A 16,752-nucleotide genomic window follows, 5' to 3' on the forward strand; every position below is an offset into this window, starting at 1 on the left:
TAATATGAAACGCCTTCGTATGAAGGCGTTTTGTTTTTAATGGCTGCCGATACCTGAGCTTATCGGTGGTTTTAGCTCTCGCAGAGAAAGGTTCGTATCCAGATCATTTCCATTAAGAATATTTGGATTTGTATTAGGTTTTATCTGGATGTAGCCTTTATTGTTTGGTATGTAAACAACGTTAACACAGCCATTCAAGGCTATCGTCAGTAGTGCTGCAAGCAGCGGCTTTGGATTTCTCATGTTTGTTTTTTTATAAACGTAAGAATTAAATCCAGAGAATGCAAATTTTTATTTTATAATTTATTTTTGCTTTTAATTCAGTTGGTTGAGGTATCGAGTTCTGTGGTTGCTTTGTAAAGTGGTGCTGAATAACGTTGGAAAATACTCTTGTACTGCTCTTGGTCATCTAGGATAAAAACGACTCTAATGTGGTCTATGTTGTTGGTTGTAAGAATACTTCGTAGCCAACCTGCTAACGAAGTATTTAGTAGAGCCTGGCAGTTGATAAACCAAACCCAAGTTAGCTGCTCTTCGTTTTGGATGATATTCAAGATTTGCGATTGATTTCGGTAATCCGCACCTAAACTAAGAAGATCAATGTAAACGACTTTAGCACCTATACTATGATTTATGCGATTGTACCTATCCTGAATAGCCTTCTCGCACTGGTGAAAAAATGTATGGAATCTCATCATGCGCAGCTGCCAACACCCATGTATGAAGCGTTCAGGAGAGCCGACAGGCCATTTGTTAAAATTACACTTCAAAAAACACCCCAACATGTCAATGTGTTACATTTAATTCATTCAGTATTTTAAGGAATTTCTTCCTCGCGTTAACTACTGATGCCATTTCGTATTGAAAGCCTAAATTTGAAAAGAGATCTGCCACACATTCTGCTGCATCATACAGAGTTTCAATCCTTCTGTTATTCGATTGAGGACGTTTCCATTGTACTTGTTTGGTTTCATATAATCTGTCGCAAAATAAACCTACGAACAACATTGATACCATACTCTTATTTTTAATTATCTGCCTTTTGTAGGTTTTTGTACGTATGTTAATCGGGAGGTAATGTGTATATATCTCTAATGGTTTCTATCGGAATTTGTTTCTTGAAAAGATATGACTTTATGTACTCCATAGTTGAGTCGAACATTGCTTCGTCCATTTGTTTTGGCAAAGCGATGATGTGGAAATCCTGCATTGTTTACCTTCAATTATGGTCGTCCTAGTTACTAATTAATTATGGAATATGCCAAAGGGTCACATGTTAGGCGTGGCTCTTTGGTCCATGCTTGACTTAGCGACAATGGTTCATATTCAGGCCGAAGTTAATGTTGAGAGTACTTGTCCTGCATTTCTATTTAACTGTGCACTCCAGTAAAGCGATTTAAAGGCAGGAAGGAGGTCGATGGCTACTATCTAATTGCTCAATAAAAATCGCTCAAAAAAAAGCTATATTGCCCTGTCTTTCGACTGTTTATATCCTTAGATATACTTTTATTCGTTGTCAGGTTTAATAAAAAGCGCCTATTTCTGTTTTTTTCTACTAATATCTAGAACTTTACCTTCTTCAAGCATTTGGATTTTATCATAAAGCTCTTCGATCAGTGTTTGTTGAGAATGGTATATCGATAATAGTTTATCCCTTTGCCTCTTACAATCCGACAGTCTTTTCTCTATTTTTCTAGCGCGATTTTGAGAAGATTTTTTCCCCTGCTCTTTTTTATTCGATATGTACAGTTGTATCTTTAACAGAAGATCAGGATAACGCTCTGCTCTAAGAGCTGATGGATCGCGACCTGCTTCTCTAGCAACGTTGTTTTGAGTAACTGGAGTACCTTCAGGTAAGTTGATAGGTGTATTGTTTTTAAGACGCTCAAATGCTTCAGTGAACAATTCCACCGCAGGCTTTCTATGTGTCGACGACATTTAAGTATACCTCAATAGCATAGATTTCTTGTTTCAAAGACCAATATCGCATATTTTCCTGTGTAAGAGCATTAAGCTGATTTTCGTGATTGCCCTTCAGTTTGATAAGTTTTTCTCTGTTCTTTCGAACGAAAATAGCGTCGGCACAGACTCCTTTTCCATCGCCACCTGCACATTTTGATACTGACTCAATGCCGCCATATTCGCATGAGCCTGGCTTCATACAGAACCCTAGAAGAGTGCGGCGACATCCAACTTTCTCAGTTTTTATTAGTTCTAGTAGTTTTTTCTCTTCATGTTTATCAATCAGTTCGATAATAGGTATCACACATAAGTTAGTCTTATGTGGCCTTACATTTTCTATCTCATCCTCAACTACTTCGACCAGTTTTCTGTAAATGCTCCGGTAAGACTCGAGTATGAGTGTTTTCTCTACTTTAGAGTCCAGCCTTAAACTTGTATAGTTTCGGCCATAATAAAGAGTCATTTGTCTCGATAGGTGTTTCATTTGGTGTTGAATAGAACTGACAGAAACGTCATCTGATGTGAACATATTTATTGCAAGAGTCCTTCTTGCTTGATGTGTTGTGAAATTCCATTTCTTTCCTTCATCAAACCATTCTCTATTGTGTAGATTTGGAGTGAGTGCAAGCGCAATATTATAGTCTTCTTTAGTTATTATTAATTTTTGTTCATCAAATAGTTTAGAACCACGGCGTAAGATGTTGAAATAGTCTAAAGTTCTTCTGTTGTTCAACAATTTGTTATACCCGGAAAGATCTTTTGTTGCACCACCGCTACTACTCCAAAGTTCACACGCTGCGGTAAGTAGGTAAGGATTATTTTTGATATCTTGAGGCACGTGGTAATTATCTGGCAATGACTTCAGCCTTAGCCTTGCTATCCATGTAGCCAAATCCACTGCCTTTTTCACAGTTTTAGGAACTACCCACCTAGCATCTGAGTCCGAATCTGTTTTAGTTGTTTCGCCCGTTAAAATGCAAATATCCCCTAAATGCTTATCTTTTTCTATATAGAAACAGTCACTTCTTAAAGACGTTGCTTCGGACTTTCGTTGCATACTAAAGTTTAGAATGAAAATAATGGAGATGTCTCGAACCAAGGATAAGTACTTTGAAAAACATTGTGTGTTAAAAGCACCATGCATCTTTTCAGAAGGATCAATCCATCGCTTAAGCAACTCGATTAGGCCAAATTCAGTCAAAAAATCATTGAAATTACCATCGTAGATTATACGATTTTTATAAACAGATCTTTCGGTGAATGGCGATTGATAATCTTGAGGACAAATTTTACGATTGTAACTATAAGCTTTATGTAACCATAAGAAAGCTTTCTCAATATCATGCTTGTGCTTTATAAAATCATCTATGGCATCATTGAGACGTTGAACTTGATAATTCCAAATTCGAGGAGGAATATAAGGATGTTGAGTGCTTTCATATTTCTTTGATTCTCGTGTTAGTTGCTGTAGAAGTCTATTGTCAGCAATTACAAATCCAAGCTCGTCACTATATAAATTTAATTTATGCAATTGAGAAATTCGATCGTTAATTCTAGCACACTGAATTTCTTTGGTAATCATAGGATATAAATTAGGATATTTATGTAAATCTTTAATTAAGATTCCATTTTTCTCACAAAATATGGCAATTTTCTTTAAGTTCTGAAAATATCCGTTGCAGCTTTTTATTGTTCCTGGAAATATTTTTGGATGGTACATAATAAATAACATTGTTTGCTTGAAAAGCTCACAGTTTTCAGGTGAAAGGCCATGCTTACCGAACTCAAAACCGTGAAAACCAAATGCATTAAAGTCCCAATAGTCATCTCCATAAAGTGATAATGCGATTCCCTGAGTATCAACCGTTACTGGCCAATCTTGTTTGGGAGGAAATGATGTAGGGCGATAAGTGGAAGATCGACTCGTCACTAAAGTTGATGGGTGCATGAATCGAAGTATTTGTTCCATTACCCCTCCAAAAACTCAATCAAGCCTAACCAGTGTGGATGAAAGTCGCCTTCTTCAATCCTAATCTCAGCTTCTTCTACCCATTTATTCCGTTCATCATTGGACTTTTTGAACCAATCGATTTTTTCAGTCAATTTTGCAATAACTAAATCTGAAGGTATTGTTTCTTTTATGTTCACTCCAGATGCTTCAATAGTTTTTAGGTATCGGAATGAAAAAAGAGACCAGATGTAGTCAAATGAGTCTATGTCTCTGAAATTCTCACACCAAAGGCAACCTGACTGATTTATACAATTAGGAGTAACAATAGAGGCAGGTTTATCATGTGTCGAAATTGGAACACCATTGCACTGACTAGTTATTAAGGATGCTTTAATTTCTCCTTTTTTTATGGGATCATTCTTATTCCAAAACTTGGTCAACTCGACCATAGAGCGATGCTGGCTTGGACGCTCATAATTGTTTCTGAGAGTTTCCATGAAGTGTTGATGCATTTCTGAAGTCAATTTAACGTCACTGCTAGAACGTCTTAAGCACCAGTTTACTCGTGTTTCTCTGAGGCATTGAGGTGATATCCAAGGTATGTTGTATTTATTTAACAATTTTCTGAGAGACAGATAGGAAAATGCTCTTCCCTTTGATAGTTGACCTCCTGTGTCATGCCAAGGGAATAATAGATCAGACTCAGGGAAGAAGTGGTCTATGAATTTTAAATATTTTTTTATGAATGGCTTATAAGATTTATATATTTTAAAAGATACTTCACCTGCTCTCCGGTTCTTAAATGTTTTTACCTCCCAACTTTCACCTAATGGCCTATATTTAAATTGATTTCTCTTTAAAGCTTTAGCCTGAGAGACATTCATGCCTGTTTGAGCTATGAAGATTAAAAATTCAGCTTGTACTCTCAATGAAACAAAGTAATGTCGCTTGGTTCCTTCGATACTTCTTACTTCACTCCGAGTTTTCATTATTGTTTTTACCGTATCTCTTTCCCTCGGAGTAAGTGATTCAAAAGGCATGTTCAGTAGATTGGTTTTTTTTGAGCAAAGAGAATTTAGTGTTAGAGTTATTTCTTCATTTTCATCTTTAATATTCCTTGCATGAATAGTGAAAGGTAACTTTCCATATATTTTTTCAATAGTTATACCTGATACAATATCAACTAAGAAGCATCCCATTCTAGATATGTCTTCTAAGTTTTGTTTGTCCGATTTCCTACTAACAGCCTTCTTTGATTTTTTAGTATAGGGGAGCCTGGTCCTATTGATTAGTTCAATGCTAACTGGTATTTCAAGTAGCTCTCCAAATATTGATGATAACTTAGTTGCGTAACCGTAGGCTGTGCTTTTTTTTAGTGTTGAATTTATCTTGTTGGATCTGATAAATAAGCCTTCACAATATTCAAGATAAGCGCTTTCTAGATTTTTTAAGGTGATGTATTCTTTGTCTTTAAAAAAATCAAAAAATAACTGTAACGTTGAAAGACTACTTTCAATTGTCGATATTGAACTTCCGGTTTCTAATTTAGTTTCAAGAAGTTCCTTGATCGCTAGGATTAATTCTAGCCGTTCCATTTGAGGTGGGCCAATTTCTCCTGTATCTATTTTTCGAAAGAACCACCGTGAATCCAGCGCCTTTCCACTTTTAGTATACGGTCTTTGGTACAAAAATCTTCGCAGATCGTACCTTGCTCTCGTTTCCAGGCGTTGACTTTGAATCATGAGATTAGGAATTAGAGCCATATGTTACTTCTTCAATTAAAAGCTCAGAGCCATCATTGCCACCAAAGAAGTGAAAGAATTCGTCTGACAGCATCTCTTTGATGGGCTCATTTTGAACAAAGGTTATGTATTTCCATGTTGTAGATTCATCTTTGTGAAACATGGCATCTCTAACGAAAGCAATTGCTCTTTGTGGATCTTTAAGCGTTTTCAAAGCATATAACATTAGCTGGCTCCCATATGTTGCCCTGCTTTGATGAAATTTAAGCTGACGGAACTCACCTAACCCATTACTAACTAATTTCTTCCTCAATTTTGACATTACGCTGGTAAATGAATTGTCTTCATATTTCTTCCCATTTGAAGTTAGAAATAGCAAAGATTGGTTGTCATTGGAGGCTCGTGCCTGACGTACCAACCTCCTTGGACTTACAGCGTACTTTTTTAGTTGTTCTATTAGTAGGGCAGGAAAAAGTAAATCGCCACTAACCCCATATTTTGTTTTCACTTGCGTGGGTGGACCAACAGGAATTCTTTTTAGGTTGATTGCTGAAGGATCTTCAAATACATTGTCAAGACTACTAACGCGCAATGTACGAATGGTTTCAATTCTGGCACCAGTAAAAAAACCAACCATAAACATATAGTACAACTCGGTCATTTCGTGTTTTAGGAGAAAGTTAAGTAACCTTTTTCGAGATGAATCGCTAATAGGTAGAAGACCATCTTCTAGTGTTGCACCTGGCCTTTTTCTGTTTGGGATCGCAAGTTCGCTAGAATTGACTAGGATCGATCTTTTTAGACCAACCGTATTGTAGGTATGAACCGTTTTTTCGCGATCTTGCCAGAGCTCATCGCTCTTGATTAGTCCTTCAGCTTGTGCCCACCGATAGAACTTAACTACGGAACTCATTCTAGATGAAGTAGTACTAGGTGATAACTCTCCTGTATCTCTTTGACAAATTAGATATCCACGATATTTAAAAAGACACCGTTCCTTTTTCTTGATAGGAAAATATGTCCAATCTAGTCCTTCAGATTCTAACCACTCAGCGTAGTCACGTAAGTGGTTCATGTCTGATAGGACTGTCTTGATATTCGTCTGTCTCTCAAGACGGGCTACTGCATATAAATTCGCTGCCAGCCAAGGCTCGCCGCTGTCAAAAAATATCTGAGGACATTTTGGAATTGTAAGCTGATGAGCATCAACTATCCATGGCAGGTCATCGGAATGTCCCTCCAGGAATTTCATCGGTTGGTAGTGGGTTCGTTCTAAATTAGCCATACCATCAACTTTAATACTGAGAAGCAGTGAAGTTTATGTCAACGGTATAGTAGTGCGTATGTAATATGTCAATGAGTGAGGACGTGTTTAAAGTAAATACCTTGCCATGTTCCTAAAGCTAATCGACCATTTTGGATTGGTACCGTCACACTACTGCCAAGCAGTGATGCTTTAATATGTGCCGGCATGTCGTCGTCACCTTCATAGGTGTGCTGATAATAAGGAGCACGCTCTGGCACAAACTTATTGAAGTGCGCTTCCATGTCCATACGCACGGTTGGATCAGCATTCTCATTTAAGGTCAAACTGGCGGAGGTGTGCTGAATAAATAAGTGTAATAAACCTACTGAAAGTTCGTTTATTTGTGGTAATTGTTGTTCAATTTCATCAGTTATCAGGTGAAAACCGCGGCTTCTCGCTTTTAATTGCAGTGTTTTTTGTGCCCACATACGTGTTCCTTTGGAAATTTATAAATTGGCGTCTATCCTATTCCAATTAGAGCCTGTCATTAGTAAATGATATGATTCTTGTCATCGTAAATGAATTGTTCAATTTCAGGGCAGGGAACGTGACCTAACTCAATGTGAGTGTAAAAGCTCTCGGTCATAATTGGCGCCTGAAAAAAAATTACAAAGACTTGTTTTGTGGCAATTTGCCCAAACATCTAATTTATATTCTATTTGCTAAATCGGGGATTCCACAGTTTTCGCTAGACTGTAAGGAATGGAACCTACTGTAACATCGGGATAAAGACCATGTTGAAAAATATCAATCCAACGCAAACACAAGCTTGGAAAGCGCTAACGGCGCATTTCGAATCTGCACAAGATATGGATCTTAAAGAGCTGTTTGCTCAAGACGCAGCGCGTTTCGACAAATACTCTGCACGTTTCGGCTCAGACATCCTAGTCGATTACTCAAAGAACCTCATCAATGAGGAAACTCTGAAGCACCTGTTTGCTCTTGCGAAAGAGACCGAGCTGAAATCTGCAATTGAAGCGATGTTCAGTGGTGAAGCGATCAACCAAACAGAAGGTCGCGCTGTTCTTCACACTGCACTACGTAACCGCGCTAATACTCCAGTTATGGTAGATGGCGAAGACGTAATGCCAGCAGTGAACGCGGTTCTAGAAAAAATGAAATCATTCACTGAGCGCGTTATCGGCGGTGAATGGAAAGGTTACACAGGCAAAGCAATTACCGATATTGTGAACATCGGTATCGGCGGTTCTGACCTTGGCCCTTACATGGTGACGGAAGCTCTAGCGCCATACAAAAATCATCTAAACCTTCACTTCGTATCTAACGTTGATGGTACACACATCGTTGAAACGTTGAAGAAAGTTAACCCAGAAACGACGTTATTCTTGATCGCGTCTAAGACGTTTACAACACAAGAAACCATGACTAACGCGCACACTGCTCGTGATTGGTTCCTAGAATCGGCGGGTGATCAGGCTCATGTGGCTAAGCACTTTGCTGCGCTTTCAACAAACGCGACAGCCGTGTCTGAATTTGGTATCGATACAGCGAACATGTTTGAATTCTGGGACTGGGTTGGTGGCCGTTACTCACTATGGTCTGCGATCGGTCTATCAATTGCACTAGCAGTAGGTTTCGACAACTTCGTTGAGCTGCTTGATGGCGCTCACGAGATGGACAAGCACTTTGTATCAACAGATCTAGAAAGCAACATCCCTGTGATCCTTGCGCTTATCGGTATTTGGTACAACAACTTCCACGGTGCGGAATCAGAAGCTATTCTGCCTTACGATCAGTACATGCACCGTTTCGCGGCGTACTTCCAGCAAGGTAACATGGAATCAAACGGTAAATACGTTGACCGTGACGGCAATGCTGTAACTTACCAAACTGGCCCAATCATTTGGGGTGAACCAGGTACCAACGGTCAGCACGCGTTCTACCAGCTAATTCACCAAGGTACTAAGCTTATCCCATGTGACTTCATTGCACCTGCAATTAGCCACAACCCAGCTAGCGATCATCACCAAAAACTGATGTCTAACTTCTTCGCGCAAACTGAAGCTCTAGCGTTTGGTAAAAATGAAGAAACCGTGAAAGAAGAGTTGGTGAAAGTAGGTAAGAATGCTGAAGAAGTGGCAGCGATTGCGCCATTCAAAGTGTTTGAAGGTAACCGTCCAACAAACTCTATTCTAGTGAAGCAAATCACGCCTCGTACGCTAGGTAACTTGATCGCAATGTACGAACACAAAATTTTCGTACAAGGTGTTATCTGGAATATCTTCAGCTTTGACCAGTGGGGCGTGGAGCTAGGTAAACAACTGGCTAACCAAATCCTACCTGAGCTTGCAGACGAGTCTCAAATCAGCTCGCATGACAGCTCAACAAACGGTCTAATCAACGCATTTAAAGCGTTCAAAGCTTAATGTTTGAATAGATAAAGAAAAGGTCAGCAAATGCTGACCTTTTTATTGCCTGAGGCAAAAACAAAATAGGTTGGCCAGTGCCAACCTATTTTTTCTCTTTTATTCGAAGCAAATTTCGATAAAGGCATTTCCCCATTGGGAAGAGAAAGGCATGATAATAATTGAGCCTTCACACTTGTGGCGAATCGTATGACCTCGGCCCGAAACCACAACCGGTGTTGCCATATCAAAGTCAAAACCACTTTCCGCCAGAATGCGTTTCGCACCACCAGTAACCATGTTGGTGATCTCACCCACCATATCGGTCACTTCTTCATTGAGCCCATTTGGACGCTCACCAAGCATGTTCTGCATGATTTCTAGGGCGAGTGCTTCATCAAAGGTGATCGACATTGAACCACGAGTTTGTGGGCCTACCATACCAATCAGACCAGAAACGTCACCTCGTGCGATCTCATCTTTTTTGATTCGCGGTTTTTGTGGCTTCAGCTCAAGAGAAGCCATAGTTTTTAGCACGTTCATTAAAGAAGCTAAAAACGGGTTTACAAATTCAGCGCGCATAACGTTCTTCTATACTTTTTCTTTCGTCTCGGAGGAACAGGCCTGGCATTCACCATGAGTTTCAATAACTTGGTTGGTCAGTTTGAATCCATGCTTCTCGGCGTTTTCGGCTAACAAGGATATCAGCGTCTCATCTTCGAGTTCAACGACATCACCACATTTATCGCAAATTAGTAATTGGAAAAAGTGCTGCTGAGTATTGAAAGAACAACAAGTAATAAAGCTATTTGTCGATTCCACTCGGTGGATGAAGCCTTGCTCTAGGAGAAAATCTAATGCTCGATAAACAGTGGGCGGCTTAGCCTGAGGCTCACTCTCTTTTAGTTGCTCCAATAGCTCATACGCACTTGAGGCGCGGCGATTAGAACAAATGAGTTCAAATACGCGTCGGCGTTGCGGAGTCAGTCGTACTCCACGCTCTGCGCAGATACTTTCAATTTGTTCAATGATTGTTGGGTTCAAACCTTTCACCATAACTATCGGACGTGCTCTATGATAAATCATTTCTATACGAAGTTCGTTTAGAAATGCTTCATTTTACCCACTATCAGAACGAAAATCATGAATTAAAGCAAGTCGGTGGTGGTGTGAAGGCGGAATAATCATCACAGAATGAATCAACGAATGACAGATTCGTATTACTTCTGCGTATTCCTAAGCACTTGGCTAGTCAGCCAACCAAATCATTCTCGCTGAAACTAGCACCCAGAGGTGCTTGGGTATACAATACCCGACTTATTTTTTGAGCGTACTGCTGCGCTCGACCTTGGCAACATAAAAACGGGTGTTTATATCATGACTCATTCTTGCAGGCTCTCCGTAGCACCAATGCTCGATGGGAGTGATTGTTTGCTTAAGGCTCTGAAATAATTGTGTTTTTTCTTTTTGAGGGACACGTAAGGGGGCACGTTCACTTTCACATGTGAAAGTGGGACAGATAGCTACGCTAATCAAAGACTTGATGACAGATAAAACAAAACCCGCTGATAACGGAGTTGGCGCTCCTCGCGGGTTTAGTCTTTCATTCGAGGATTAGTGTAGCAAAATGTGGATTTTTAACAAGTCAAATTTGTTGAGATTGCACTACTTCTCCAGAGCGGAGAAGTGCCAAGGTGTATTCTAATAACGTAAAATTAGCAGGAAGGGGAGCGAGCTCTCACTCCAATGGCTTGTGTTGTAAAAGTACCAAACGCAAGAGAGGAACTCACAGCACCTGTTGCTTAAACCCAAAGCCCGTTTACGTCCGTCCTGCATCTTGGAAGAATTTACCGGGTGAGCTGGGTAAAACGTTCAACTTCTGTCGTAAGCGCGACATTTCCCGTGATCCTCACTTTGTCCACTTGCGTCAGGCCGCAGGCCGTCAGCGAGACTTCAAAGACGTGCGTCGCAATCTCATCAACCCGATGTTTCAAATGCTGCTTTCACGCCATGATCTGGCTACAGGTATCGTGGAACTCGATCTGGAAGATATGGCCGCCGAACTATCCAAAATGTGGGTAACAGACCCGGAAACAGGTGAGCAATACATCACTGAAAGCAAAGTAACCGTAAGTCGGATCAGCCGCTTCATTGATGAAGTCATGATCCCGTTTGGCCTCTGTTACGTTCACGCTGATGGTGATGAAGCCAACCCGAAAAGCGGCATGGTATGGGATCAGGCTAATGGCTTTTGGTTCCCTAAAGTTCTGGTGCTTACTAGCGAGTTTTACCGCCTTGCGGGGGCTGATTTAGATAAACTTTACACTCAGGCTGATGAGCAACTGGCTTTGCGTAATAGTGGACTCACTGAGGCGGGCGAGGTTATCACCCTAAGAGAAGCGCGTAACCGTAAGCGTAAACAAATTTTCAAACGTGCATGGGATGCCCGCAAACAGAACGCTGGCGCTCAACGCCGCCGCAACAAGCTGGCATCCAAGAGCTTGGACGAACGCAAGCATGAAGTGGCTACGGCACTTACCAAGTCTATGCCTGCCCATGAGCTTGCCCAGCTAAGCAGTGAGCAGTTCAATAAGCTAGTTTGGGAACGCCTGAACAGCATGGATATAGGCATTAGTCACCGGCCACCTGATACCATTCAATAAATTCAATCGGATTAAACCTAACCGGGCACATGCCCGGTGTTTGTCGTTCCTGTAAGCGAAGATCCGGCAAGATCTCCCCACCTTTTAACTTTACCCCCTCTTATTATTGATGCGTTCAGGGGCATTCTGCGGCCTTCCTTGTGGATTATTTTTGTTATCCACTCTTATCTGCAAGCGGGTAGATTAGTTTATCTGCGACCATAACGAAGTTATGCGCAAAACCCGCTCTTTCATATCTTTCTAATAAATACATATATATTTCTATATCTCACTTTCTGTGAGTTATGAGGAAAAGAAAATAATGCCTGGCCATTTCCTAGCTAAAGCTAGGGGCCAGTGATACCCCCTCCGCCCCCAAGGGGGAACCCCTCGCCGCCGGGGACTCAGGAGGATGGCGCGGCCTTCGGCCTAAAGCCAACCTCCTAAGTCAAGGCTATTACGTTCCAATCCAGTCAAGGGGTGGCCGCTTTAGCTCATAGAGCGCGTTTAGTTCATTTTTCCATAGCAGGGCAAGGCTGGCGCTTTAAAGCCCGGAGAACGGCCACTGGAACCCTTGACAGGCTTTCCACTTAAAAAACGTCTCTAAGTGCCTAGAAAGGGCAGATCCGCGGTATGTCTCGCATGTTGAAATAAACGAAAATGATGGCGTTTAGTTGAGGAATGGATATTGGTCTTTCTATGAATACACTTTTTTTACTGATGGCGGAATTTAATACACCAGTTGTACCTTTAGGACAAATATGTGAGAAATATTTTGGCTTAGCGCCACGTACTGCGAAAGATCGCGCCACGGCAAATCGATTACCTATCCCAGCTTGGCGTGAGTCGCAAAAGGCGGAGTATTTAGTTAGCTTAATTGACTTAGCTAATTACATCGATGAAAAACGGAAAGAGGTAAACATGTGAATACGAAAACTAGATTGAAATTTTCTTTGATTACGAGGGATGAGGCTATTACAGAGACTCCAAATAAACAGTATTTTTCAACAAGCTTTAGTTCACTTTAAGAACTAGATATGTAGTACTTTTGTAAAGTGGTGCTGAATAATGTTGAAAGATGCTCCTGTATTGCATTTTGTTATCGAGAAGAAAAGCCACTCTTAGATGCTCCACATCACAGGTAGTTAGAATCGATCGTAGCCAACCAGCAAGCGAAGTATCTAATAGAGCGTCGCAGTTGGTAAACCAAACCCAAGTCGGTTGTTCATTGTTCCTGATGATATTTAAGATTTGTGACGAATTTCTATAATTCACCCCTAAGGTAAGAAGGTCAATGTAAACCGTATTTACACCTATTCTATGATTAATTTCATTGTACGTTTCCTGGAGCGTTTCGCCACACTCATTGGTGAACGTATGGAGCCTCATAATGCTCAACAGCCAGCATCCATGTATTAAGCGTTCTGCCGAACCTACGGGCCACATATCAAGATTAGGGGGAAAAGACTGTCGAGTTGCGTTGTATTTCAAGCTATCACCTCTATCAATCATAGCCTGTGTAATAAATAACAAATGGCTTCAAGGTTTCAATGACCTAAATTTTTATAATATAGCTCATAATTGAGCTACTTGATTTGCTCTCTAGCCCAAGCTTTACCGTTAAAGAGTAAAGTCTGCGGCTTCATAAGTTATTTTCTTTAAGCATACAGCCCTTATTTTGACTGCATTCAGATTTATGCCCAATGGTATGTTTCTTAGTATTCTTTGGTAGCACTGTTTTCGTTGCTCATTTGTGGCTCCTGGCCAATTTCCTGCCTTATAGCCATCAACTATCTTGTACGATGCTGTTTTTCCTTTTCCTTCTTTCGTTAAAAATCCAACACCTTCCCAAGCTCCTAATAGGGCTGCTACTTGCGCTTGGCTTTTAGGGGTTCCTATCCCATTCATTAATCGCGATTTTTCTATTGACGATGTTGTAGCCCAGCATTGAAGTGTAGCAAATAGTAAGCGGTGAATGAGTGTATAAGAGAGCATTGTTTGATTCGGCATTCTTTGTCTATCCGCAGGGAGCATTGGGTAATTAAATTCGCTAGAATTTTCAATCGATAGCGACCACCAAAAGGAGGTGAAAAATTTAGGTTCAGAGCTTCCATATCTCACAGCTTTTTCACTTGGCTGAATGTTCGACCAGCTTTTCGTAATCAATGGTGTGGCACTCACCCAGTTTTTCGTAGCACCATTGGCGATTTTTTTGGGTATTTGCCTGCTTCCCAAGCCACCAAGTAACGTCAATTCCTGCTTTTCTGTAATCATTCGTTCTCTCCTCTAACTCATTGGGTGTGATCGCACTTAACTGAACTTCATGGGCAACAACCCATCCATTAGGGAAGATAAAAGCAACATCAATGATTCGCTTTATGGATTCAACAGGACATTCGAGCTCTACACGTGCATTGCTATACTCATCAAGATCTTTGGCTAAGTCTCTTGAAAGGAGCTCTTTAAAGAATAAGTGTTCGGGACTTTCTGGATGATGTTTGTATTCTCCTTTGCACTCATTTGATAGGTGCATGAAGTGTATTTTGGGTACGCTTATTCTAGAGTTTCCTCTGATCACCAATTCCTCTTTACAGTATCGACATACTATTTGACCTCGTTTAAATATTGCTCTCGGGTCTTCGTAGTTAAGGATGTTGACACGTTTGTCATTAACCGTGTCATGTCCAATAAACGGCATATGTATTTTCCTTCGCAGCGTAGCTTCATGTTTCTCATGTCAAAATACTATCTCAAGATAGTATTTTGATTACGGCAACAGGTATGTTTGTATGTGTATGTTTGAGAGCCCTCGAAAAGTTGCTTTTGGATTAACAGTTGTGACGATAGGACTGAAAATTACGTCGAAAAGCAACCTAAAAAGCCTCTTTTGATAGCAGTTGACACACAGACTAACGAAACTATCATAAAAGATGGAATACCGCTCAAAGTCGGTCGTTGATAGCTAGTCATCGTTACCAAGAAATAGCATAAACCACTTCAAAATACTTACAGCCGAATGGCTCTACATAGTTAACCCATCTGGGGGATGTGACCCCTGATAGGGCACTCCTCCGCCTGAAATCTAACAGAACGGAGGAAACATCATGTTTCTATTCTTATTGTTTGCAGCGTTGTGCTGCTGCATTGCTGTATGCGTTTTGCGCTGCACAATGCTTCTTACCTGTGATCAGCCAAAGGTCTCAGCTTCTAGGCTCCCTCCTGAGTCAGTCAAAAATGCTCGATCTCCTCCTGAGCAACAACCTGTAACTGATGTTGCTATTGCTGTGGAGCTGATGCTTCGCCCCCGTCTCTGTCTACCGTCAGGGAACAGAGACGGGGGGCGAGCCACCCGACGAAAGCCTTGCGCCTCAACGGCGCTAGGCTTTCGACCCGCGCGGGGAAACGCGCGAAAAATCCCGGCTTCGCCGGGTCCTTTCCAGTATTGGGAAGGAATCAGAGACGATGACATCAGCCGGATCTGCCGTCAGTTTGCCATTTCAGGCAGGCCAGACGGTTGAGAGCAGAGCCCCTGCCATAGCAATGTTTGGTCGTAATAAAGTAGACGTGGGCATCGTCTTATCTGCCCTTTGAAGCGGCGAGAACCGCTTAGCCAGCAGCACGCAGAGCTGCCATCAAAAACTGCATATCACTTAACACCAGTTAGGGGCATGGCTAATGAGGACAGAACAACTAAGAGGGGAGCATCAGTGCGATGTGAACGAACGAATCCGGATGCCAAAAACTTTGGCCTTAAAAGTCGTGACATGGGCTATGCCGGGTTAAATGCGCTGAAAGAAGAGTACAAGTCATTTGAGTCTATTAGCACGATCCATGACCGCTGGAATGTATTTTGCTCCTGGGTCAAAGCTGAACAGGGAATTAAAGATCTTAGAAAAGTTGAAGTTTCACACTTAATGCAGTACGCGGATCATTTAAGAGATCGTTTTGAAAATGGTGAGATAAAAGCATCAACTGCACAAAACTATTTAAGTGCGGTTAATAGAGTAATGGAAATCGCTCGTGGAGATAATAAGGTTCGTGTTGATCCAGTAAAACAAGGTGATTTACCTAAGCGGAGTGGCATTAGTGAAGGGGACAAAAGTATTTCTCAGGAGCGTCACGATAAAGCAACTTACATTGCAACTGAGCGAACTGGAGCATTGTTAAATTTGCAACGAGAACTAGGTCTCAGGTTTGAAGAGTCTGCAAAATTGAATGCAGATAAAGCTCTGGCTCAAGCCCAGAGTAAAGGATGTGTAGAAATAAGAGACGGAACGAAAGGAGGTCGCCCTCGTTTTGTTCCTATTTTTGAGCAATCACAAATTAAAGCGCTAGAGCATGCCAGGGATATTCAAAATGGTCGCAGTATGATCCCAGCCGAACAGAGCTATAAAGAGTTTCGGCAGGATGCTTACAAAGAAGCGGCAAGATTGGGTGTTAAATTCCACGGTGAGCGTCATGCGTATGCTCAAAATAGGTATGAGAAATTATCTGGTGTGAAATGTCCAGTCAAAGCGGGAATAAAACATGGCAACGCACATCATAAATATATTTCCAGAGAAAAGGGAATTAGCGTTGAAACAGCAAAGTCTCTTGATCGTGAGGTCAGGATGCAAATAGCAAGAGAACTGGGTCACGGTCGTGTCGACGTGACAAATTCGTACTTGGGGTGAGCGGATATGGAAAAATGGATTAAAGAACGGTCGCATTCATATCTACGCCACGGTGGTAAGCAGACAAGGAGAGCTCAGATCCGGCTGCTGGTAAATGCGTGCAATGACAT

Annotated in this window: 15 protein-coding genes; 5 read left to right on the plus strand and 10 right to left on the minus strand. The window is 41.2% G+C overall.

What is annotated here, in order from left to right:
- Positions 1 to 36: 36 nt before the first annotated feature.
- From R7H07_RS17400 to R7H07_RS17430, 7 genes are all read right to left on the minus strand, one after another.
- A complete protein-coding gene (locus R7H07_RS17400) occupies positions 37 to 243 on the minus strand; it encodes a hypothetical protein (protein WP_139151471.1) in 207 nt (68 codons plus the stop codon).
- Between the two features lie 77 nt (positions 244 to 320).
- Complete coding sequence (locus R7H07_RS17405; protein WP_242539622.1) at positions 321 to 698, minus strand: hypothetical protein; 378 nt, start codon at positions 696 to 698, stop codon at positions 321 to 323.
- Positions 699 to 1,536: 838 nt separating this feature from the next.
- Positions 1,537 to 1,938 (minus strand): hypothetical protein, encoded by a 402-nt coding sequence (locus R7H07_RS17410; RefSeq protein WP_206959967.1) that lies wholly within the window; start codon positions 1,936 to 1,938, stop codon positions 1,537 to 1,539.
- Entirely contained in the window at positions 1,922 to 3,931 is a 2,010-nt protein-coding gene (locus R7H07_RS17415; RefSeq protein ID WP_206959965.1) for a hypothetical protein, read from the minus strand. Before R7H07_RS17415 ends, R7H07_RS17410 begins: the two co-directional genes overlap by 17 nt.
- The gene (locus R7H07_RS17420; RefSeq protein ID WP_206959962.1) at positions 3,931 to 5,676 is read right to left on the minus strand and encodes a site-specific integrase; all 1,746 of its coding nucleotides are present in this window, start codon (positions 5,674 to 5,676) and stop codon (positions 3,931 to 3,933) included. The genes R7H07_RS17415 and R7H07_RS17420 overlap by 1 nt, the downstream gene beginning before the upstream one ends.
- A complete protein-coding gene (locus tag R7H07_RS17425) occupies positions 5,660 to 6,940 on the minus strand; it encodes a site-specific integrase (RefSeq protein ID WP_048852589.1) in 1,281 nt (426 codons plus the stop codon). Before R7H07_RS17425 ends, R7H07_RS17420 begins: the two co-directional genes overlap by 17 nt.
- 68 nt (positions 6,941 to 7,008) lie before the next feature.
- A complete protein-coding gene (locus R7H07_RS17430; protein ID WP_206959960.1) occupies positions 7,009 to 7,389 on the minus strand; it encodes a secondary thiamine-phosphate synthase enzyme YjbQ in 381 nt (126 codons plus the stop codon).
- A gap of 306 nt (positions 7,390 to 7,695) precedes the next feature.
- On the opposite strand from R7H07_RS17430, the gene pgi reads away from it, so the two are divergent.
- Complete coding sequence (gene pgi / locus R7H07_RS17435) at positions 7,696 to 9,348, plus strand: glucose-6-phosphate isomerase (RefSeq protein WP_005381270.1); 1,653 nt, start codon at positions 7,696 to 7,698, stop codon at positions 9,346 to 9,348.
- 99 nt (positions 9,349 to 9,447) lie between these two features.
- Here the strand turns inward: pgi and R7H07_RS17440 are convergent, their stop codons facing one another.
- Together R7H07_RS17440 and zur are read right to left on the minus strand one after the other, a co-directional pair.
- The gene (locus R7H07_RS17440; RefSeq protein WP_005381269.1) at positions 9,448 to 9,909 is read right to left on the minus strand and encodes a chemotaxis protein CheX; all 462 of its coding nucleotides are present in this window, start codon (positions 9,907 to 9,909) and stop codon (positions 9,448 to 9,450) included.
- 9 nt (positions 9,910 to 9,918) lie between these two features.
- Positions 9,919 to 10,383, minus strand: coding sequence for a zinc uptake transcriptional repressor Zur (zur, locus tag R7H07_RS17445; protein WP_005381268.1), 465 nt, complete (start codon positions 10,381 to 10,383; stop codon positions 9,919 to 9,921).
- 638 nt (positions 10,384 to 11,021) lie between these two features.
- Here zur and repA point away from each other — a divergent pair.
- Both repA and R7H07_RS17455 read left to right on the plus strand, forming a co-directional pair.
- Positions 11,022 to 11,990, plus strand: a complete 969-nt coding sequence (gene repA / locus R7H07_RS17450) for a plasmid replication initiator RepA (RefSeq protein ID WP_001909787.1) — start codon at positions 11,022 to 11,024, stop codon at positions 11,988 to 11,990.
- Positions 11,991 to 12,668: 678 nt separating this feature from the next.
- The gene (locus R7H07_RS17455) at positions 12,669 to 12,896 is read left to right on the plus strand and encodes a pyocin activator PrtN family protein (protein ID WP_170826434.1); all 228 of its coding nucleotides are present in this window, start codon (positions 12,669 to 12,671) and stop codon (positions 12,894 to 12,896) included.
- 1,201 nt (positions 12,897 to 14,097) lie between these two features.
- Here the strand turns inward: R7H07_RS17455 and R7H07_RS17460 are convergent.
- A complete protein-coding gene (locus R7H07_RS17460; protein ID WP_031841443.1) occupies positions 14,098 to 14,667 on the minus strand; it encodes a competence protein CoiA family protein in 570 nt (189 codons plus the stop codon).
- Positions 14,668 to 15,431: 764 nt separating this feature from the next.
- On the opposite strand from R7H07_RS17460, the gene R7H07_RS17465 reads away from it, so the two are divergent.
- Together R7H07_RS17465 and R7H07_RS17470 are read left to right on the plus strand one after the other, a co-directional pair.
- The gene (locus R7H07_RS17465; RefSeq protein WP_017788943.1) at positions 15,432 to 15,560 is read left to right on the plus strand and encodes a hypothetical protein; all 129 of its coding nucleotides are present in this window, start codon (positions 15,432 to 15,434) and stop codon (positions 15,558 to 15,560) included.
- Between the two features lie 116 nt (positions 15,561 to 15,676).
- The gene (locus R7H07_RS17470; protein WP_001203214.1) at positions 15,677 to 16,642 is read left to right on the plus strand and encodes an integrase domain-containing protein; all 966 of its coding nucleotides are present in this window, start codon (positions 15,677 to 15,679) and stop codon (positions 16,640 to 16,642) included.
- The last annotated feature ends 110 nt before the right edge of the window (positions 16,643 to 16,752 follow it).

This window comes from Vibrio sp. Vb1127 (assembly GCF_033338735.1).
Taxonomy (GTDB): domain Bacteria; phylum Pseudomonadota; class Gammaproteobacteria; order Enterobacterales; family Vibrionaceae; genus Vibrio; species Vibrio alginolyticus.